This window comes from Bradyrhizobium sp. SRS-191, from assembly GCF_024586915.1.
Taxonomy (GTDB): Bacteria; Pseudomonadota; Alphaproteobacteria; order Rhizobiales; family Xanthobacteraceae; genus Bradyrhizobium.
On the sequence record NZ_JANBVS010000030.1, the window covers coordinates 1 to 19,539 of the forward strand.

The 19,539-nt window shown below is 66.3% G+C and carries 16 protein-coding genes and 1 pseudogene; 3 read left to right on the top strand and 14 right to left on the bottom strand.

Annotated features, from left to right (window positions below):
- The 10 genes and pseudogenes from NLR35_RS32350 to NLR35_RS32395 form a co-directional block, all read right to left on the bottom strand.
- A pseudogene (locus NLR35_RS32350) lies at nucleotides 1-195 on the bottom strand (flagellar protein); the annotation flags it as partial.
- Between the two features lie 341 nt (nucleotides 196-536).
- Entirely contained in the window at nucleotides 537-2,045 is a 1,509-nt protein-coding gene (locus NLR35_RS32355; RefSeq protein ID WP_257170603.1) for an aspartate aminotransferase family protein, read from the bottom strand.
- Complete coding sequence (locus tag NLR35_RS32360) at nucleotides 2,042-3,232, bottom strand: RimK family alpha-L-glutamate ligase (RefSeq protein WP_257170639.1); 1,191 nt, start codon at nucleotides 3,230-3,232, stop codon at nucleotides 2,042-2,044. Before NLR35_RS32360 ends, NLR35_RS32355 begins: the two co-directional genes overlap by 4 nt.
- Before the next feature lie 52 nt (nucleotides 3,233-3,284).
- Nucleotides 3,285-4,913 (bottom strand): hypothetical protein, encoded by a 1,629-nt coding sequence (locus NLR35_RS32365; RefSeq protein ID WP_257170604.1) that lies wholly within the window; start codon nucleotides 4,911-4,913, stop codon nucleotides 3,285-3,287.
- A 10-nt stretch (nucleotides 4,914-4,923) separates the two neighbouring features.
- Nucleotides 4,924-5,727, bottom strand: a complete 804-nt coding sequence (locus tag NLR35_RS32370) for a hypothetical protein (RefSeq protein WP_257170605.1) — start codon at nucleotides 5,725-5,727, stop codon at nucleotides 4,924-4,926.
- 95 nt (nucleotides 5,728-5,822) lie between these two features.
- Nucleotides 5,823-7,694, bottom strand: a complete 1,872-nt coding sequence (locus tag NLR35_RS32375; protein WP_257170606.1) for a flagellar protein — start codon at nucleotides 7,692-7,694, stop codon at nucleotides 5,823-5,825.
- A gap of 15 nt (nucleotides 7,695-7,709) precedes the next feature.
- A complete protein-coding gene (gene flgK / locus NLR35_RS32380) occupies nucleotides 7,710-9,572 on the bottom strand; it encodes a flagellar hook-associated protein FlgK (RefSeq protein WP_257170607.1) in 1,863 nt (620 codons plus the stop codon).
- Nucleotides 9,573-9,616: 44 nt separating this feature from the next.
- A complete protein-coding gene (locus tag NLR35_RS32385) occupies nucleotides 9,617-11,419 on the bottom strand; it encodes a flagellar hook-basal body complex protein (protein ID WP_257170608.1) in 1,803 nt (600 codons plus the stop codon).
- Nucleotides 11,420-11,720: 301 nt separating this feature from the next.
- Nucleotides 11,721-12,224, bottom strand: coding sequence for a peptide-methionine (R)-S-oxide reductase MsrB (gene msrB / locus NLR35_RS32390; RefSeq protein WP_257170609.1), 504 nt, complete (start codon nucleotides 12,222-12,224; stop codon nucleotides 11,721-11,723).
- Nucleotides 12,225-12,318: 94 nt separating this feature from the next.
- Complete coding sequence (locus tag NLR35_RS32395) at nucleotides 12,319-13,746, bottom strand: FAD-binding oxidoreductase (protein WP_257170610.1); 1,428 nt, start codon at nucleotides 13,744-13,746, stop codon at nucleotides 12,319-12,321.
- Between the two features lie 105 nt (nucleotides 13,747-13,851).
- Between NLR35_RS32395 and NLR35_RS32400 the strand changes: the two genes are divergently transcribed.
- A complete protein-coding gene (locus tag NLR35_RS32400; RefSeq protein WP_257170611.1) occupies nucleotides 13,852-14,394 on the top strand; it encodes a histidine phosphatase family protein in 543 nt (180 codons plus the stop codon).
- Nucleotides 14,395-14,446: 52 nt separating this feature from the next.
- Nucleotides 14,447-14,872 carry a universal stress protein gene (locus NLR35_RS32405; RefSeq protein WP_012028705.1) on the top strand — a complete coding sequence of 142 codons (426 nt, stop codon included), beginning with the start codon at nucleotides 14,447-14,449 and terminating at the stop codon, nucleotides 14,870-14,872.
- A 739-nt stretch (nucleotides 14,873-15,611) separates the two neighbouring features.
- On the opposite strand, the gene NLR35_RS32410 is transcribed toward NLR35_RS32405, so the two are convergent.
- Both NLR35_RS32410 and NLR35_RS32415 read right to left on the bottom strand, forming a co-directional pair.
- Complete coding sequence (locus NLR35_RS32410) at nucleotides 15,612-16,199, bottom strand: YdcF family protein (RefSeq protein ID WP_257170612.1); 588 nt, start codon at nucleotides 16,197-16,199, stop codon at nucleotides 15,612-15,614.
- 91 nt (nucleotides 16,200-16,290) lie between these two features.
- Nucleotides 16,291-16,872, bottom strand: a complete 582-nt coding sequence (locus NLR35_RS32415) for a hypothetical protein (RefSeq protein WP_257170640.1) — start codon at nucleotides 16,870-16,872, stop codon at nucleotides 16,291-16,293.
- Between the two features lie 48 nt (nucleotides 16,873-16,920).
- Between NLR35_RS32415 and NLR35_RS32420 the strand changes: the two genes are divergently transcribed.
- Nucleotides 16,921-17,367: a hypothetical protein gene (locus tag NLR35_RS32420; RefSeq protein ID WP_257170613.1), complete on the top strand. Its 447-nt coding sequence runs from the start codon at nucleotides 16,921-16,923 to the stop codon at nucleotides 17,365-17,367.
- 5 nt (nucleotides 17,368-17,372) lie between these two features.
- Here the strand turns inward: NLR35_RS32420 and NLR35_RS32425 are convergent, their stop codons facing one another.
- The gene (locus tag NLR35_RS32425) at nucleotides 17,373-18,779 is read right to left on the bottom strand and encodes an MFS transporter (protein WP_257170614.1); all 1,407 of its coding nucleotides are present in this window, start codon (nucleotides 18,777-18,779) and stop codon (nucleotides 17,373-17,375) included.
- A gap of 166 nt (nucleotides 18,780-18,945) precedes the next feature.
- The gene (locus NLR35_RS32430) at nucleotides 18,946-19,452 is read right to left on the bottom strand and encodes a ferritin-like domain-containing protein (protein WP_257170615.1); all 507 of its coding nucleotides are present in this window, start codon (nucleotides 19,450-19,452) and stop codon (nucleotides 18,946-18,948) included.
- Nucleotides 19,453-19,539: the final 87 nt, after the last annotated feature.

Genomic DNA, 19,539 nt, shown 5'->3' on the forward strand with positions numbered 1-19,539 from the left:
GTCAAGCAGATTGGAGATGTCGGAAGCGCGGTTGTCGAGACCCTGGGCGGTGAAGAAGTTGGTCGGATTGTCGAGTGCCGAATTGACCTTCTTGCCCGTGGAGAGATTGTTCTGGGTGGTGGCGAGGAGCTGAGCCGTCGACTGGAGCGACAGCAAATTCTGGCGCACCGACGCCGAGAGGACGATACCTGACATTTTCATACCCTTCTGGTGTGAAACAAGAACCCGATCCCTTCGAGATCAGGCTGCTGCCCAGATCGACTTGGCGTCCTGGGCAACGGGCGTCACGGTGAATGGCAGTGGCTAACAAACGTTGAAGCGGTTGTGGCGCCGGCACGGTTCAATCCGTCCAGCGAGCGCGCACGCGGTTGTATCGTCGTTGCATGCGATCAGCGCACGCGTTGAAAACACACGCAGATTCATTCACGCGCGTGCGTCTTCACTCGGCGTCAACCAACTTCGGAAAGGTTGACGCCGTCCTCTCAGATGATCCCACGATGGGACGATCGACCTGAGGTGGTGGGGAGCGTTTACCATCAAGGCGCGAGCGGCGGCGCCTCCAATTCGATCAATGGCGAACCGCCGGCCGCACGCTGGCGGCCGAACATCAGGACTGCTGCAATCATCCGGTCGATGTCGTCCGCCTGCGTCCGATGGTTGACGATCGCGGCGCGGATCGCCACGCGGCCATCCAGCATCGTGGTCGACGGCGCGGCGATGCCGGATTCGTGGATGTCGGCGACCACAGCGCCATTGATCGCATCGGCATCTGCGCAGCGGTAGCGGAAACAGACGATGTTGAGATTGACGGGGGCCAGCAATTCCAGCTCCGGCTCGGCACGCACGCGGGCTTCGAGATGTCGCGCCAGCTCGCAGCTCCGCGCAATCATCCGTCCGAGCTGGTCGGCGCCGTAGGTCCGCAGCGTGAACCAGGTCTTGAGCGCGCGGAAGCCGCGCGACAGATCGGGACCGAGATCGCACGGCCATTCCGCGCCGGCTGCGAGGCCGCGCGTCTCGCGACGCAGATAGGCCGCGGGCGATGCGAAGGCGGCGCGATGCTGTGCGCCGTCGCGCACCAGCAGGAATCCCGCGTCGTAGGGCACCTGCCCCCATTTGTGGAAGTCGAGCGCGATCGAATCCGCCCGCTCGATTCCGGCAAGCTTCGGCGCGAGCTCCGGCGACAGCATCGCCAGCGCACCAAATGCGCCGTCGACATGGAACCACAGCCCCTCGCTGCGGCACAGTTCGGACAACTGCGTGAGATCATCGATCGCGCCGATGTCGACCGTGCCGGCGGAGGCGACGACGAGAAACGGATGCAGGCCCGCAGCGCGGTCCTGCCTGATCGCGGCACGGAGCGCGGAGACATCGATGCGGTGCGACCCATCGACCGCGATGCTGCGCAGCGCATCGCTGCCGAGGCCGCAGATGTCCATTGCCTTGGCGATGCAGCCATGGGCGGCTTTGGATGTGTAGGCGCGCAAGCGCAGGCCGACTTCGCCAAGGCCCTCGCTGCGCATGGAGGCGCCGAGGGCGGCACGGCGCGCCACCAGCACGGCCATGAGATTGGCCATCGAGGTGCCGGTGACGAAGATGCCGCTGGCACTTTCAGGGAAGCCGAACAGCTGCCGCGTCCAGCCGACCACTTCGCGCTCGATCTCGATCGGAGCATGGTCGCGGCCGCCGAGATTGGCATTCAGCCCGGCCGCCAGCATCTCCGCGAGCATGCCGACCACCGTTCCGCCGCCATGCACCCAGCCCATGAAGCCGGGATGCACGTTGCCGGTGGCATGGGGAACGACGAGCTCGCTGAAATCACGATAGACCTCTGCCAGATCGGTCGGCGCCTGCGGCAGGCCGCTACGAAAGCGCTGCCGCGTCGCCTGCGACATCGGCTGCCAGACCGGACGGTCGCGGATGCCGGCGATGTAGTCGATCATGTCATCGAGCATGCGATGACCTTGCGCGCGAACGTCGTTCCAGTCCCGCGGATCGAGTGTCTCCGCGGGCTGCAACGACGCTTCCACGCGCGCCGGCGCGCTCACGCCGCCTGCTCCGCCGCTGACAGCGCGCGCTTTGCGATCATGTCGGCAAAGGCTGCGAAGATCTTTCGCATCTGCGGCGGCTTGTAGGGAAACATGTCCGGCGAGTCCATGTTGTGGACCACGGCCGTATTGTCCGCCTCGAACACCAGGAGCGATCCGTCCTTGGTTTCCGCACAGTCGATGATGAAGTAGTCGAGGCCGATGCGCTCGGCGATCGCTGCGAGCACGCTGCGGTGACGCCGGCCGAAGCCGATGTCGAAGGTCTGCATGAAGGTCGCCTCTTCGAGGCGCTTGCTCTCGCTCGCCGCCATGCCGGCGTTGAGGTACCAGATGTCCCAGCGCTTCGCGATCGCCATGTGGCAGGCATAGGCCGTGCCGTCGACGAACACGACGCGGTACTTGCGGAACTGGCCGTCCTCGCTGGAATAGTCGACGAAGCGCGCTAAGAAGAACTCCTGCTCGTCACGCTCGTCGAGATACAGCGAGAGCTCGATCGGCTCCTCGACCTTCTCGAGACCGACACCGGCATGCGAGCCGCGCGGCCGGATGATGATGGGAAAGCCGAGCGCGCCGTCGACGTCCTCGATCAGCTCGCGCTCGTCCGCGACCTCGACCAGGCGCTCGCGATCGACCGGAACGGTCGCGGGGATCGACAAGCCCTCGATGCCGGCGAGCAGCGCGTGCAGCTTGTCCCGATCGAGATGCCAGATCCGCTCCGGCGGATTGAGCAGCGGACGCGGCCAGCGCGCGGCGACGGCATTGATCTCGTGCAGCGCGTGCTGGCAATCCTCGGAATCCGAGGCAATGACGATGGCGACATCATGCGCCGGCAGCGGCGAGGGAAGCTCCGCGCCGGGGACGACGTAGAGCATCAGCAGCTCGATATCGCCATCCTCGAGCAGGAACTCGATCGGCGTATTGCTGCCCATGTCGGTCGCCGCCGCCAGCGCGAGCACCCGCAGCCGCGGCGCCGGGCTGGTGCAGGTGACGCGATAGAGCTGCTGCGCCTGCAGCACGTCGTGCTGGATCGCCAGCCCCGACGACTTCTCGCCGATCAGTTGCGCGACCAGCGCCAGATCGAGCCCCTCGCCCGGCGTAGCGGAGCCGTCGAGCAGCTTGCCGAGGAGTGCGGCCCACATCGGTTTCAGGTCCTGGCCGTCGAAGGCCGCCTTGGCGATCTTGGCCATGCCGATCCGCTCGGCACAGTCTGCGCCGGCCGCTTCGGCGAGTGCGGGCAAATCAGTTGGCATGACAGATATCCCTGAGATCCTGGCTGCTCAGATCCGTGACGAGCAGCTCTGTTTTGGCGACCACGTCGGCGATGCGGTCGATGTCGGCTTCGAGATTGACGCGCGCGGTGGTGACATCGTCACACCACGCCTCCGTCACCTCGCGCGCGCCGATGCACAGCCGCAGCGCCGCAATCGGCGGCTCGCCGTCGCGATCGATGCGCACGGGCTGGCCGATCAGGCACTGGCGTCCGGCCACGGCGGCGTCACGGCCGCTGAAGCGGTCGCTGAGATCCTGCTGAAGCGCGCGATAGACAGCCTGGGTCTCGCCGAGATCGAGCAGGCGGCCGTCGCGCTGAAGCGCGAACGGAAAGATCGTGGCGAAGCCGAATTCGCTGCTCGCCTCGTCGGCGGCTGCCCCGGTTGCGAGCGGACGCAGCACGGGCGACAGCATCAGCAGGCTTTCGATCGCCTCGCCGAGCTGCCGGATGGCCATGCGGCGGAATACCTCGGGCACGGCTTGATAGGCCGCGATCTCCGCGAGCGCGGCCTCCCAGCGCAGCCATTGTCCGATGTTGGCGCGCGGCGCGGAGCATGCGCGCAGATTAGTCCAGGCCAGCGGCCAGTCGCTGCGATTGATGTAGCCGAACAGGCCGGGCGCGATCGCGGGACCACGGCGCATGGCCGCGGCGACATCGCGCGGCACCAGCAGCGCGCCGCTGAAGGCCGGTCCGCCGAAGAATTTCGAGCCCGAGATCAGAACCAGATGGCCGCGATCGAGATGCTCGCGCAGCCCGGTCGGATCGAGGCGCATCTGGCAGGCGTCGACGACGATCCGGACGCGGCCCGGCCAGCGCCGCGCCACCTCGTCAAGGCACGCCAGTCCCGGCCCGCGCCAGCCGAGCTTGGAGGCATCCATCGCCTGCAGCAGGACGTTGCGCCCACAGCGGATCAGCGCCTCGACGGTCTCGAACACCGCGCCGTCGATGTCGCCGCGCGGCTGCATCGATACAGCGTCGAACAGCGGCAGAAACACCGCATCGCCGGACAGGCCGTCGATCGGCGCGTCCCTGGTCACGGCGAGGCCGCTCGCCGTCCGCGCGTTGAAGTGGCGCCCACGTGCGCTGGCGGCCGTGCCGCTGCCGGTCTGGTCGCTGCCGACGATCACGCTCGTGATGGTCTCGCCGAGCTGCGCACGCACCAGCGCCAGCGCGTGCAGCTGCGCATCGGTGCCCGACGGCGAGAAGATGACGTCGACATCGTCCGCGAGCCGCAGATGACCACGCAACTCGCCGCGCATCTCCTCGGTGCGGCGGTCGAGCGCCTCATCGACGCCGAGCGAGATCGCCGCATGCATCAACTGCTCGCGGGCGAGCTCGACGCGGGCAAAGGCACGCTCGGAAATCGGCGAGGCCGTGCTCGACGAAAAGCACACGAGGTCGGGTGCCGGCGACGGCCCGCACCCATAGGCGTTGCGGCCCCACGGACGATCGAGCGAAAGACGCGTGTCGCCGCCGTCGATCAGGAGATCTCCGAGCAAGGCGAAGAGATCGCGGAGGCCCGTGGTTGCTGTGCCCTGCCCGCGCCGATCGGCGGCGGGCGCTGTCGAAAGCTCGGGCCGGATTGCAGGCGGTGTCATCGGATGATCGTCACGCTGCGTCGGCGGCGGCCGTGGGGACGTTCACGGCCGATGCGAATTGCGAGGCGACGTTGCCGTGGAACACCGAGGGACCGACATGGTCGAGCCGGCTGTCGAGGTCGGCCCAGATCTCGCCGCCCAGATCGGTCCAGCGCTTGCAGAAGGCGAAATCCTCGCTGAGATAGGTGCCGGTCTCCTGATCGATCATGCATTCGAACAGCGCAAAGCGGTTCGGGCTGCCGGCCAGCGCATCGTGCGAATGCTCGCGGAAGAACTGCAGCGGTGCGTAGGCCGGGTGCGCGATCATCGCCTCGATGACGCGGCGGCGGATCATCAGAAAGCCGGTGCCGGCATAGCGCACCCGGGTGAAGCCGTTGACGACGGCGACATGGTCGGGATCCTCGATCTCGAGCACGTAGTCGAGCGACGCTGCCGGCACGTCCATGCGGTTGGAATGGATGGCGCGGCGCGCCTTGCTCCAATTGACCTTCTTGACCGGATAGACGCCGGCGACCATGTCGCCGCCGGACTCGATCAGCCGGAACACCTGCTTCGGCGTGAAGCCGATATCGGCATCGACGAATAGGAGATGAGTGGCAGTGGGATCGTTGAGGAACAGCGTGACGAGATTCGCCCTCGCACGGGTGATCAGCGCGTCGCCGTCGCGCATGTGAACGGTCAGGCCGACATTGGACGTGGTGCGCAGCTCGCGCTGCAAGGCGAAGATCGAGCTCGCATAGATGCTCGACACCTGTCCGCCGAAGCACGGGGTTGCGATCACCAGATGGATCCGCTCGTCGGTCGCGCTACTCACGTCAGCCTCCAGAAAGAGAGGCTCTCGCCCCAGATCTGAACAAAAGCTAAAGAGACGTGGTTAACGAAAGCCTAACCGTCGCCTCCCCCGTTGTTTTACAGGTATTTGACCAGGGACAGCTGGGCGAGCATCGCGGTGGTCTGATAGGACGCCTGCAGATTGGTCTGCAGCTGCAAGAGCTGGCTCGCCACATCCTGCTGCGAAATGCCCTCGGTCTGGTCGACCAGGCTCTGCATCGCGGCCTTTGCCTGGGTCTGCCGGGCCGTCGCGTCCTTCATCGTCGTCTGGGCGTTGGCGAAGTCGGTCTGAATGTCCGAGATCGTCTGCTGACCGAGCTGCGGCGTCAGGTTGGCGGCGATGCGCTGGCTGAGCGCACCGATCTGCTGCCCCGCATTGGCACCCGCCGGCGGCGTGTTGACAGCGGCATAGACCGCGGTCTGCTGCACGAGGTTGCGGATCGCGAACTCGTTGCCCTGGGCGCCGAACTGGATGCTCTGCGCGGTGTCGATGCGGATGGTCGCGCTGGATCGCGCCGAGCCGGGGCCGCTGTTGCCGGTGTACCAGTTGACCGTGTTGGCCGAGCCGTTGACCAGGCTTGTCGCCGACGCCAGCGGCGAGCCGGACACCCGCAATGGCGGCGTCGGAGCCGTCACGGTCCCCGAGAAGCCGAGCGCCGCGAACGCGCCGGCGTTCGAGCTCGACACCGAGAAGCTGGCCGCATTATCCGTCCGCAGGGTGATCACGCCGCCGCTGACCGTGGAGGCCTTCGACGTGCCGCTCAGCGTATCGATCTTGCTGAGCAGCGTCTGCACGCTGTCGCCGACATTGATCTGATTGTTGCCGATGGCGCCGGAAGCGACGAAGGTCAGCGTCTGCCCATTCACCGTCAGGGTGTCGCCGGCGGTGAAGTTGGTCGAGAGCGAGTCGGAGTTGGTCCCGCCCGACAGCAGCGTCGCGCCGGTGATCGGTGCCGGCGTCGCAGCCTTGTTGTTGACGGCGGTGCCCGACACCGCGCTTGCGGTGTTGAAGAAGTTGTCGCCGGCTGTCACGGCGGAGGCTGCGACCAGCGAGGTGTTGGCGAGCGTCGTGAGCGCCGTATTCAGCGCCGCATTGAGATTGGCCGAGGTCGCCGCCGGCGTCGCGCCGATCGCAAACGTGTTGGCGGGCGCCGGCGTCGTGGTCGACGCCGTCAGCTGGATCGCCTCCGAGGTACCGTCGGGCAGCTTGAAGGTGAAGCTGATCTGGTCGCCGGCGTTGGGATTGCCGGCGGTGAGATCGACCGAGATGCCGGCCGGAGAGCCCGAGGGCCCGGTCACGGTGGCGTTGGTCAGCGACGAGTTGACCGTGCTGAGCTTGAACCCGAACGGCGAGCCGGCGACATCCTCCGCAAGCGTAATCGGCATGGTTGCCGACGCCGACAGATTGAGGCGGCCGAGGCCGTTGAGGCCGAGATCGGCCTGCTGCCGCTCGGCGATGACCTGCTTCAGGCCGGCCTGGGTGGCGGTCCCGTTGAGAATGTCGTCGGCCGAGGCGATCGCCGGACGGTCGGTGGCGGTGCCCGAGAAGATGAAGCGGTCGCCGACCTGGGTGTTGAGGATGCCGGTGATCGCCGACAAATTGGACAGCGCCGTGAGCTGCCCGGTGGTCTGGCCGGTGCTGGTCAGGTTCTGCGGCGTCGCCGAGGCGCCGCTCTGGACCTGCCCGTTGATCTTCGACAGCGACTGCAGCGAGGTGTTGACCGCGCCGATCACCGTGTTGACGTGAGTCATCGTCAAGGTGAACGAGGAGATGTTCGCCAGCTGCGCCCGTGCCGCGATCGCAAAGCCTTCATCCGGGCCCATACCGGCATAGTGGTTCGACTTGACGCCGCTCGACAGCTGCGTCGAGAGGTCGGCGAGCTGGTTGGAGATGTTCCGCACGGACAGACCGAGCAGAGACGTTCCGTAGTTGACACTGGTGATCGTCATCTTACACGCGCCTCACTAAAACGCCTGGATCAGGCTCTGCATCATGCTTTGGACGACCGACATGATATGGGCGTTGGCCGCGTAGGTGTTCTGGACCTGGATCAGGTTGGACATCTCGCTGTCCATGTTGACCCCGGCCGTGGCGTTGAACTTTTCCTTCAGCGTGCTGACGACGACGCTCTGGCCCTGGCTGAGCTGTGTCGCGAGATTGGCGGCGCTGCCCTGCTGACTGACGAACTGCTGCAGATAGCCGTTCACCGTGCCCTGGAACGGCTGCGCAGCCGAGCCGAGGCCGGTCGTCGGCGAATAGCTGAAGGTCGCCGAGGTCAACTGCGCGAACATGAAGTCCGATCGCGTCGAGTCGCCGGCCGGCGTCTGCGGCGAGGTCGAATAGGTCGACAGCTTGGTCGCGTCGTTGAGCAGCGCCGGATTGACGTTGAGCCGCCCGGCGAGCCCGGTCATCTGCGAGCCGGTCGAGGTGATCGCGCCGGTGTAGAGCGCGCCGCCGTCGGTGAACACCGGCAGCTGGGCATTGCCGCTCGCCAGCGTCTGCACCGTGACCGTCGACGAGGCCGACTTCACCGTCGCCTGGCTGGTGCCGTCATCGGTGATGCGCAGCGTCGTGCCTGAGGGATTGGCGAACTGCAGATGGGCGGAGCCCAGCGCGGTGTTGAGCTGCGACACCACCGAGGCCATGCCGAGCGAGAAGTCGACGCCGACATAGGACGGGTTCGCGCCGGTCGCGTTCTGCAACGGCAGCGCGGCGGGATCGTTGACGTTGACGATCTTGACCTGACGCTGGACGTTGCTGGAATCCGTATAGGTCAGGTTGATCGTGTTGCCGGCGAGCAGGCCCGTGGTCGATACGTCGAAGCCGGCCGGCGGGCCGGTCACGACCGAGCCGGCCGTCGTCTTGTCCGATAGCGCCGAGGACATCGTCGCGGCGAGCTGGTCGACCTGGGTCTGCGCCTGCACCAGGGTCTGGTCGCGCAGCTTGAGGTCGGCCGCGATCTGGCCGGAGTTGAGCAGATTGTTGGCGACGACGTCGAGCGACACGCCGTTGGACAGCTTGATGTTGAGCTGCCCGACGCCGCTCTTGGTCGGATCGGAGTTGTAGAGCGAGGTGGCGTCGAGCGTGCCGGGCGAGGAGAAGGTGAACTCCGAGGTCAGTCCTGCGCCGACCAGCTGGATGCCCGAATTGGTGAATACGCTGACGCCGTTGGTCGCATCGGAGACGACGCGGATGTCGACATATTTGGACAGCGTGTCGATCGCGTTGTCGCGCTGGTCCTGCAAGGTCGCCGCCAGCGGATCCGACTGGCTGAGGCCCTGCAGCTGCAGGTTCAGTGTGCCGATCTGCTTGATCGCAGCATTCGCCTGCGTCGCCGAATTGCCGATGTCCTGCTCGACATTGGAGCGCAGGGTCTGGATGCCTTTGGTGGTGGCGTTGAGCTGCTGCGCCAGCCCTTGCGCCGCCGACAACGCGACCGATTGCGCGGACTGGTTGCTCGGATTGTTCGACAGCGATTGCAGCGCCGTGGTGAAGTTGTTGAGCGCCGTCTCCATCGTGCCGCTGCCGCCTGGCGTGCCGTAGACGCTCTGCAGCTGGGTCAGGATGTTGGCCATCTGATTGGCATAAGCTCCGCCCGAGGTCTCGGTGCGGAGCTGGTTCTGCACGAACAAGTCGAGCTGGCGGTTGACGCCAGTCGTCATCACCGTCGAGCCGAAGCCGCCAGAGGCGATCTCGATCTGGTTCGGGTTCTGCGCGACGTAGCCGGGCGTGTTGGCGTTGGCGACGTTCGACGAGATGATCGAGAGCGCCGCCTGCGTCGAGCGCAGGCCGGACATCGCGGTGGCGAGGGCTGAACTCAAACCCATGTTCGTTTGCCTTATGTCAATTCAACTGCCACGTGGCCCGCGCGTCAGCGCAGCACGTTCAGAAGATCCTGCACCATCGAATTGGCCGTCGTGATCACCTTGGTGTTGGCCGAATAGGCCTGCTGGGTCACGATCAGCTTGGTGAACTCGTCGGCGATGTCGGTGTTCGAGCCCTCCAGCGAGCCGCCCGAGATCTTGCCGGTCGCGCCGATGATGGCCTGGCCGGACTGGTCGGTCGCCTCGTAGGCGCCGCCGTCGAGCGCCTTCAGGTAGTTGGTGCCGTTGAAGTGCGACAGCGTGACCTGCGCCAGGTTGATGGTCTGGCCATTGGAGAAGGTGCCGGTCACGATGCCGCTGTTGTTGACGGCGACCGACTGCAGCTGACCGGCGGCGAAGCCGTTCTGCGAGATCTGGTTGATCGTCGCCGAGCCGATCGTGCTGGCATATTGCGTCAAGGCGCCCGAGGAGATGTTGAGGCTGACCGTGCCGAGCGTCGTGCCGTCGACCACGACGTTGGGAATGGAGATATTGGAGGTGGTCGGCGAGACCAGCGAGCCGTCGGAAGCGAACTGGAAATTGGTGCCGACGTTCTGCCAGGCCACCGTCGAGCCGGTGGCGCTGGAGTTGGTCTGATAGAACAGGTTCCAGGTATCCTTGTGGCCGGTGCCGAGCGTCGCGCTGTCGGTCTTGCCCCAGCGCAACTGGACGTTCACCGGCGTGCCCGACGAGTTGTAGGTCGTCACGGCGCCGCCCGAGATCGTCTCGTTGTTGAAGTTGGTGAGGTCGTTGCCGATCACGATCCCCGTGCCCGCGGCGGAGTTGCGTGGCAGCGCGACCGGTGTTGTCAAGCCGAGCGCGGTGAATCCCGCGGACGCACTGCTGAGGGTCCAGTCCTCGCCGCTGCCGGAATGCAGTGTGATCTGGCCGGACGTGATGGTCGGCTGCACGCCGGTCACGGCGCCGATTTTGGCGAGCAGCGTGCCGACGGAGTCGCCGACGTTGATCTGGGTGCCCGATGCACCGGAGGCAACGAAGGTGAAGGTGACGACGTCGCCGGCGCTGCCGGTCAGCGTGATGGTGTCGCCGGCGGTGAAATTGCTAGAGATCGAGTCGCCGCTCGCTCCGCTCAACAATGTCGAGGTCGTGATCTGCGCCGGGACCTTGTTCTGAGCCGTGGCGCCGGTCACGGTCTTGTCGGAGTAGAAATTGGTGCCGACCGGCAGCGGCACGTTGGAAAGGTCGGCCGAGTTGAGGCCGCCCGCAGCAACCAGCGTGCCGGTCGCCGCATTGCCGCTCGCGGCTGTCTTCGGCTGCGTCGGCAGGTTGGCGGCGTACTGGATCGCGGTGGTCGCCTGCGCCGGCACGAAGTTGTTGGCGAACTGCAGCACCGTCGGCACGTTGCCGGTGGCGTTGCCGGTCTTGGCATCGACCGCGACGCCCATCAGGTAGTAACCGGCGCCGTTGATCAGGTTGCCGTTGGCGTTGAGCTGGAAGTCGCCGCGACGCGTGTAGTTGGTGACGCCGGTGAAGACCGGCACGTTGTCGACCACCGACGAGGCCTTCTGCACGTTGAAGAAGCCGTCGCCGTTGATCGCCATGTTGGTGGCGACCGAAGAGGTCGAGACCGTGCCCTGGGTGGTGATGGTCGCCTTGGCGAAGGCGGTGACGCCGCCGGCGTTCTGCCGGGTCGGGTTGGTGGCGTTCGGGATCAGGTCTTCGAAGCTGGTGCCGATGCCCTTGTAGCCGGTGGTCGAGGCGTTCGCGATGTTGCCGGAAATGTTCTGCAGCGCGAATGATTGAGCGGACAGGCCGCTCACCGAGGTGTTCATCGCGTCGAAGATACCCATACCATTCTCTCCACATTGACCCGGCGGCCGGTTCGCCCCGGGCCGCGTTTTCGTGGAGAGCTGTCGCAATCACCGTGCCAGATGACATTTCGCTGTGGAATCAGCGACTTGAAAAATAACGACGTCAAAAAAGCGGTAGCAAAACTGGTGAACAATTGCCGAGCCGGCAGTTCTTGCCGGGCCGGAACGCGCCAAATCACGCTCCGGCTCAGCTGCTCGCGACAGGTGCCGGCGCGTCGTGAAGACCCGCTTTTCAAGGTCTTCAACGGACGCGCGCGGCGATCCAGGCGCAGAATTTTCGTCAGGTCGAGGACGGGCTCGCCGGGTGGAACACCAGCGACAGGCCGTCCATGCAGTAGCGCAGGCCGGTCGGCTTCGGGCCGTCGTCGAAGACGTGGCCGAGATGACCGCCGCAGCGGCGGCAGTGCACCTCAGTGCGGACCATGCCGTAGGTCTTGTCCTGGCGGGTGCCGACCGCATTGTCGAGCGGCTTGAAGAAGCTCGGCCAGCCGGTGCCGCTGTCGAACTTGGTGTCCGAGGAGAACAGCGGCAGGTCGCAGCCGGCGCAGGCGAAGGTGCCCTTGCGATGCTCCTTCAGAAGCGGGCTGGTCCAGGGCCGCTCGGTGCCTTCCTTGCGCAGGATGTCGAACTGCTCCGGCGTCAGCTGGGCGCGCCACTCCGCCTCGGTCTTCTCGATCTCGAACTTCTCGGCGGCGCGGGCCGGTGCGGAGCCGCCGAGCCAGCGCAGGGCGGCGAAGCCGAGCAGTCCGGCTGTGGTCGTGAACATCATGCGTCGGTCGATCATGGTTGTCTCCGTACGGCGGTGGGTTACCGGATTTACGGATGAGAGTCCGCGAAGTTACGTCGGCCGCGCGGCCTCCGGCTCACTTTCTTGCGAGCTAGCCGCCCTCCCCGGCATCGGGACGACGGGTGAGATCGGACGGCTGCGGCCGCAGCGGCAGCCGCGAGCCTGGCCGCTGCGCCGCCCTTTGCCGCGCTTCGGCCGCCCTGATCTCGCGGATACGCTCCTGCGCCCTCGCCCGCTCGCGATGCCGCGCCAGGGTACCGGCCGCGGCGGCGCGGCCGCGGACCCAGAGATTGACGACCTGGCCGGCCACCCGGCCGCTGACGCCGCCGGCCCACACCAGCTCGAACGGCGAGAACAGTTTCCAGCGGTCGTCGCCGGCGAACATGCCTTGCGCGATCAGCTGTCCGGCCATCGCCGAGGTGTTCATGCCCTGGCGGCCGAAGCCGCTCGCCACCCACAGGCCTTTGCGGAGCTGGCCGATCTGCGGCATGCCATGCACGGTCTGCCCGGTGACGCCGCCGAAGGTCTCGGTGATCTCGACCCGGCCGAGCTGCGGGAACACGGTGCGGATGCGGCGCTGCAAGGCGGAGGCAAACCCGCTCGGCCGCGCGTCCCAGGTCGTCTCCGGGCTCGCCCACATCAGGCGATCGCCGTCGACGATGCGGAAATGATCGATGCCGTCGGTATCGCTGACCGAGCCCTTGAAGGCGATCGCCTCGGCGAGTTGCTCGCCGAGCGGCGCGGTCACGCCGCCATAGCGCCACACCGGCAGCAGCGTGTCCGACAGCTTCTGCAAGGGCGCGCCGAGATGAATGTTCCCCGCCAGCACGATGTGCGAGGCGCGCATCCGCGCCGACGGCGTCACGATGCGCTTGCGCACCCCCGAGGCGTCGATGCTGACCACCGGCGTGTCCTCGAAGATCCGCGCCCCCGCCTTGTGCGCCAGCCGCGCCAGCGCATGGACATACTTCCGGCCGTCGAGCTGGAACGCCCGCGGATAATACACGCCGTGGAAATAGCGGCTGGTCTTGAGCTCGCTGCGGACGCGCTCGACCTGCCAGCCCTCGACCTCGGTATCGAAATCCTCATGCAGCATCTGAAGCCGGCGGATCAGCGCATCGCCGGCGTCCACATTGGACACCTCGAGCGCGCCCTCGCTCAAGCCGATGCCCGGCATCGACGCGGCCTGGGTGCGGATGAACTCGGCCCCGTCCCACGACAGCGCCCACAGCGCGCGCGCCCGCTCCAGCCCGACGCGTTCGATCAGGTCCGGCAGCGCCAGGTCGAACCCGGGCATGATCGTGCCGACCATGGCGCCGGAGGCGTTCCAGCCGACCTGCCGGCCCTCCAGCACCGCGACGCTGGCGCCCTGACGCGCCGCGCACAGCGCCGTCGTCAGCCCGGCCAGCCCCGCCCCGACCACGCAGACATCGACGTCGAGGTCGAAATTCAGCCTGGTGCGGGCAATCGCACCTGCGGCATCCGCGTCATCGTTCACGCTTGTGAAAGTCTCGCTCATGGCGTTTTCTTAGCGAACCCTGTGCCGGACGTCATGACGCTTTTAATGGCGATAAAGAGACGTGGTACAGCCTGACCCAGCCTGACCGATTCGAGACCGGATTCCATGCGCCGATTGATGCTGCTGCGCCACGCCAAGACCGAGACTGACGCGCCGTCGGGCCGTGACCAGGACCGCCGTCTCGACGAGCGCGGGCACCAGGATGCCGCCATGACCGGCGACTTCCTCGCCAGCCATCCGCCGGTGCCGGACCTCGTGCTGGTCTCGACCGCGGTGCGGGCGCAGCAGACCTGGGAGCTCGCGCTGGCGGCGATGCAGGACCGCGTCGCCGCGCCGCAGGTCGAATCCGTGCCGGAGCTCTATGCCGCCGAGCCGATGCAGATCCTGCATCAGATCCGCCTCGCCGCGGCGTTCGATCCCAAACGGCTGCTGGTCGTCGGCCACAATCCCGGGCTGCACGAGTTGTCGCTGGCGCTGATCGGCCAGGGCGATGCCGAGGCTCGCCAGGAGCTGATGCGCAACATGCCGACATCAGGCCTCGCCATATTCGACTTCGACACTGAGGATTGGGGCGATGTCAGCTTCGCGCGCGGCCACCTGCTGGCCTTCGTCACGCCGAAGCTGCTCAAGCAGGGCTCGGTCGATTGACAGGCTGAGGCCGCCGACGCGTAATGCGGCGGACTGAAGAGGAGGCCTCGCGATGTTCAAATCGATCCTGGTTCCCATCGATCTGGCCGATACCGACCTCGCCAAGCCCGCGATCGCGACCGCCGCCACCCTGGCGGAGACATGGCAGGGCACGGTGCATCTGCTCAACGTCATGCCGATGACCCCGGTGATGCTCGCCGAATACGTCCCCGCCGATTTCGACGCCCAGCAGCGCGAGACTGCCGAGGAGGCCCTGTCGATCGTCGCCCGCGAATCCGGCATCCCCACCGAGCGCATCAGCTACACCGTGCGCCAGGGCGGCATCTACCACGAGATCCTGGAGGAGGCCGCCAAGGTCCAGGCCGACCTGATCGTCATGACCTCGCACCGCCCGGCCATGCGCACCTATTTCCTCGGCAGCAATGCGGGGCACGTCGTGCGCTACGCGAAGTGCTCGGTGCTGGTGGTGAGACCGTAGCAACGATCGCATCGCAGTGCTTCGACGTGGCACAATGAGCCGGTGCCAGTGACTGCGCCCTCTCCCCTTGCGGGAGAGGGCATGTAGGAACGTTCGGCCAGCTCGGTTGGGTGAGGGGTATCTCTCAACGATTGCAACTCGCGGAGACATACCCCTCACCCAACCGCGTGAATGGATAGGCCGTACATGCCCTCTCCCGCAAGGGGAGAGGGCGCTGTATCTGACGGCGGCTCGGACTCTGCTGATTTGTAGGAAGCAAAAGGATTTCTTCGACACCCGATCCGAGCTTGTTAGAATTGATTTCGATCAGCAGTAGCGCGCGTGATAGCTATGTTCAATCTGAATGGGGTCGGTCCGACGTGAAACGAGCTTTTCGCATCTCAGGTTGGGTCTATCTAACTGGCGTTGTCCTCATGGCAGCCGTTCTTCTGGCATTTCGCTACCGGTCCGGGATGCCCAGCTCGCTCCTTGTAGGCATCGCAGCTCACGACCTCATCCTCGCGATCTTCTGGCCCATTCTTGTTATGGCCATCGCATTGGCCATGCTCGGGTACGTCAACATCGAATAGCCTCGTAGGGTGGACAAAGGCGAGCCCGGATAAAATTATTAGTCCCGCCTGCCTGAGCGCGCCGTGCCCACCGTCTTTTTCGGAGAGATTATCGATGGGCACGCCATCGCGCGGCTTGCGCCGCACGATGTCTTTGCCCACCCCACGGATTATCAACTACGCTTCTCACATCACGGCCACTCCGCAATGAACCCCTTCGCTGTGTAGCTCTCGATCTTGTCCCACTCGCTCAGCACGCGACGACGAAACTCCGGATGTGTGTGCCACAAATGCCGCGGGACGCCGAAGCCATCGACGGTCAGCAGCATCTTCTCGACCTCGGGCCAGTGCCGCTGCACGGTCATTGCGTAGCGCCGCGCCGTCCAGCTGTTGCCGAGGCAGATCATGCTACGGACATTGCCGATCCCGAGCGCGCCGTCGATCACCGGCAGCGAGAACAGCACGTTCTCGCCCGTGTTCATCGCGCGATCCTCTTCGAGGATATGATCCGCAGGAACGCCGCATTGCACCATGGCGGCCTTGATCAGCGTGCACTCCGACAGATCGCCGCCCGGCGTGATCCCGCCGCTGACGATCGCGTGACGGAAATAACCCTGTTGCCAAAGCCTGGCCGCCGTCTCGGCGCGCAGCGCCTCATCGATCCGCGTGCCGAACACGAACAGCAGATCCGCCGGCCGCAGCGGCGTGTCGGCAAAATGCCGCGCATTGATGGCGGCAATCTCACTGGCATCGGGCAAGCGCAGTGCGCGATCCTGCAACGTGCTTCTTCTCCGGGAGCGGCCACGCATCGTCGCATGACCAGCCAGCGACGCGCGGTCACATTCGGTCACCGACAATGACGTCGCGTGATCAAGGCAGCAGCGCGCGCGGGATCTCTGCGAAGGTGTAGGTCTGCGGCTTGTTGCGGATGACGAAGCCGCCGACCTGCCAGGCGAACAGCGCCGCGAAGCCGATGAGGAACAGCGCCCCCGACCACTCCGTGATGACGAGCGCGCGGACCAGAAGCACGGCCATGGCTGCGGCCAACACCGCCATCACGGTCACCGCTGCGGCATAGACCATGCGACCGAGGCCGCCAGTCAGCCGCGCCGTGCTGCCTGCGGCGGCGAGCCGGGCATGCAAGGCCGTGATGAAGGTCCGATAGATTTCGCTCTGCGGCACCATCAGCGTCGCGGTCTGCCAGGTGGTCGAGATGACGTTCAGCCGCCGGCCATCCCGATGGGTGATCTCGGCGCGGAAGCGCTTGGCCTGCATCGACACCGGCCGGTAGGACAGCCGGATGGCGGCGATGTCGGCATAGGGCCACAGCCCGGCTTGCCCGGCGAAGCGCCAGGACAGGCCCTGCTCGGTCAGCTCGAATTCTTGCGCGGAGCCGATCAGCGACGCCTTGTAGGCGTAGCAGATCGGCGCATCGGGGATTGGCGTGGAAATGGCTCGGTCCTGTTGCGAAGGTCACGCGCGTTATCCTACAAACGGAGCATGAGCGAAACGATCCATTTTCCGCGTCACCTCATCCTCGCCGGCGCGATGGCCGCGGGCGTCCTGCTGGCGCTGGCCGTGCACATGCTCGGCGCCCGCTACGGGCTCGATCTCGGCGGGCTGTGGCAGAGCCAAGGGCAAGCCGAAGGCGGCGCGTTCATGCCGGCGGGCTCGGCGATCGCCTGGTGGCTGATCGCGACCGTCGGCTTCTACAGCGGCTATTTCATCGCCAACATCATGCACAGCGCGGTGTCGGGCGAGATCCCGCAGCGCGCGCGCAACTTTCTCGTCGTGGTCGGCGTGCTCATGCTGGCCGGCATCGGCCAGGCGATCTCCGGACCGAGCCCGGTGCCGTCGGCCTCAGGCGTGCTGGCCGGCCTCGCCGCGCTCTGCCTCGGCGCCCTGATGGCATTCTGCGGCGCCAACTTTGCGCTCCGCAAGAGCTGAGCGCCTCACCGCGCGGCTTCACCCGGCACGCCCCAGCGGATCACGCCCGCCGCCGCCAGCATCAGGGCCGCGGAGATCACGATCGACAGCCGCAAGCCGTGGATGAAGGCGCCGGCCGGCCCGATCAGCGCACCAAACAACGCCACGCCCAGCACGCTGCCGCTCTGCCGGGTCGCATTCAGCACGCCGGCCGCGACGCCCGAGCGCGACCGGTCGACGCTGCCGAGCAAGGTCGAGGTCAGCGGCGGGACGATCAGCCCGAGGCCGCAGCTCAGGCCGATCAATTGCAGCGCCATCGCGACGTAGGGCGTGCCCGGCGCGATCGGCAGCAGCGCCAGGCAGGCTACAGCCGACAGGACTGCGCCGAGCGCGATGGTCGCGCGTGGCCCGAGCCGCTCGGCGATGCGCGGCGCCAGCAGATTGACCGGAAAGACGACGCCGAACATCGGCAGGAACGCCAATCCGGTCGCGAACGGCGACAGGGCGTTGACGTCCTGGAAGTACAGGCTGAACACGAAGATCAGGCCGTAGATGGCGATATTGGCGAGCAGCCCGACCAGCGCGCAGCGCGCGAACAGGGGATGGCGGAACAGGACCAAAGGCAGCATCGGCTGGGCGACGCGCGCCTCCTGCCAGACGAACGCCACGGCGGCGATCAGCGCGACGATCACGCCGAGCATCACGAAGCCGTCGGTCCAGCCGCGAACGCCGGCCTCGATCACAGCAGCAGCGAGCGCCCCGAGTGCGACCACAGCGGCGGCCTGGCCCGGCAGGTCGACGGCGCGGCCGGGATGAACCGGCGTCTCCCGGGCGTAGGCCTTGGCGAGCCAGAGCCCGATCAGCCCGATCGGCAGGTTGACGAAGAAGATGGCGCGCCAGCCGGTGAGTGCGATCAGGATGCCGCCGACGAACGGACCCGCGGTCAGGGCCAGGCTGGCGCCGGCGGCCCAGATGCCCACGGCGCGGCCGCGCGCCTTGGGATCAGGATAAGCGTGGTTCAGCAGCGCCAGCGAATTCGGCACCAGCAGCGCCGCCGCGAGGCCCTGCAGGCCGCGGAGCGCGATCAGGCTTCGCGCATCGGGCGCCAGCGCGCAGCCGACGGACGCGGCCGTGAACAGCGCAAAGCCCGCCATGAAGATGCGCCGGGCGCCGAAGCGGTCGCCGAGCGCGCCCGCCGTCAGGATGAAGGCGGCAAAAGCGATGGTGTAGGCGTTCACCACCCATTGCAGCGCGGCAACATCGCCGCCGAGCCCGCGACGGATGCTCTCCAGCGCCGTGTTGACGATGGTGATGTCGAGCTGGACGACGCCGAAACCGAGACTCATCGCGGCCAGCGTCAGCGCTCCCGCTAGGCGGGGCGCTGGCGACGGCGTGTCTGGCGCGTGCAGGGCCGCCGTTGATGATGGCCTCATGCCGGACCTCCTTGGACTGGGGAGACGGCGGTCACTCTATCCTGTCGTCGACATCAATGCTTCGATACCGATCGAAGGATGCCTTCACCGGCTGCGCTGGAGCCCCTCGCCACGCCAAAACGCCGCGCGGGTGGCGCGGCGTTTTGTCTCAGCAGCGGTGAAGGGATCAGCTGGCCGCGCGCAGATTGACGCTGGTCTCGGCAAGCTTGGTCAGCTTCATGTCGGTCGCCTTCTCCTCGTCGAGCGTCTTCTGCAGCACGGCGGCGCAGTCGCTGCGGCCGAGCTGCTTGGCCCAGGCGATCAGGCTGCCATAGCGGGTGATCTCGTAATGCTCGGCGGCCTGGCCGGCATTGATCAGTGCGGCGTCGAGCACGGTCTTGTCGGCCACCTCGCCGGCGACCTCCTCGGCTTCCTCGATGATGCCGTCGATCGCCGGGCAGTCGACCGCCTTGGCCGCGATGCCCTGCATCTCGAACACCTGCTCGAGCCGCTTCACATGCGTCCGCGTCTCTTCCAGATGCGTCAGAAAGCCCTGCTTGAGCTGCTGATCGGTCGCCTTGTCGGCCATCTTCGGCAGCGCCTTGAGGAGCTGGTTCTCGGCGTAATAGATGTCCTGCAGCTGATGAACGAACAGATCGTTCATCGTCTTGATGTCCTTGGTGAAGAGTCCCATTTGCCACCTGTTCTCATGGTTTGGAACATGGCGGGTCCCTCCCCGACCTGACATGGCCATGCTCGCGTTGTCTGCGGCTAACCGGCT

Coding starts and splice junctions, on each gene's coding strand:
- NLR35_RS32360 (WP_257170639.1), bottom strand. CDS start 3,232: ATGGCCAAGATCGCCAAGGCGGCCTTCGACGGCCAGGACCTGAAACCG.
- NLR35_RS32365 (WP_257170604.1), bottom strand. CDS start 4,913: ATGACACCGCCTGCAATCCGGCCCGAGCTTTCGACAGCGCCCGCCGCC.
- NLR35_RS32375 (WP_257170606.1), bottom strand. CDS start 7,694: ATGACGATCACCAGTGTCAACTACGGAACGTCTCTGCTCGGTCTGTCC.
- flgK (WP_257170607.1), bottom strand. CDS start 9,572: ATGGGTTTGAGTTCAGCCCTCGCCACCGCGATGTCCGGCCTGCGCTCG.
- NLR35_RS32385 (WP_257170608.1), bottom strand. CDS start 11,419: ATGGGTATCTTCGACGCGATGAACACCTCGGTGAGCGGCCTGTCCGCT.
- msrB (WP_257170609.1), bottom strand. CDS start 12,224: ATGATCGACCGACGCATGATGTTCACGACCACAGCCGGACTGCTCGGC.
- NLR35_RS32395 (WP_257170610.1), bottom strand. CDS start 13,746: ATGAGCGAGACTTTCACAAGCGTGAACGATGACGCGGATGCCGCAGGT.
- NLR35_RS32400 (WP_257170611.1), top strand. CDS start 13,852: ATGCGCCGATTGATGCTGCTGCGCCACGCCAAGACCGAGACTGACGCG.
- NLR35_RS32405 (WP_012028705.1), top strand. CDS start 14,447: ATGTTCAAATCGATCCTGGTTCCCATCGATCTGGCCGATACCGACCTC.
- NLR35_RS32420 (WP_257170613.1), top strand. CDS start 16,921: ATGAGCGAAACGATCCATTTTCCGCGTCACCTCATCCTCGCCGGCGCG.
- NLR35_RS32425 (WP_257170614.1), bottom strand. CDS start 18,779: ATGAGGCCATCATCAACGGCGGCCCTGCACGCGCCAGACACGCCGTCG.
- NLR35_RS32430 (WP_257170615.1), bottom strand. CDS start 19,452: ATGGGACTCTTCACCAAGGACATCAAGACGATGAACGATCTGTTCGTT.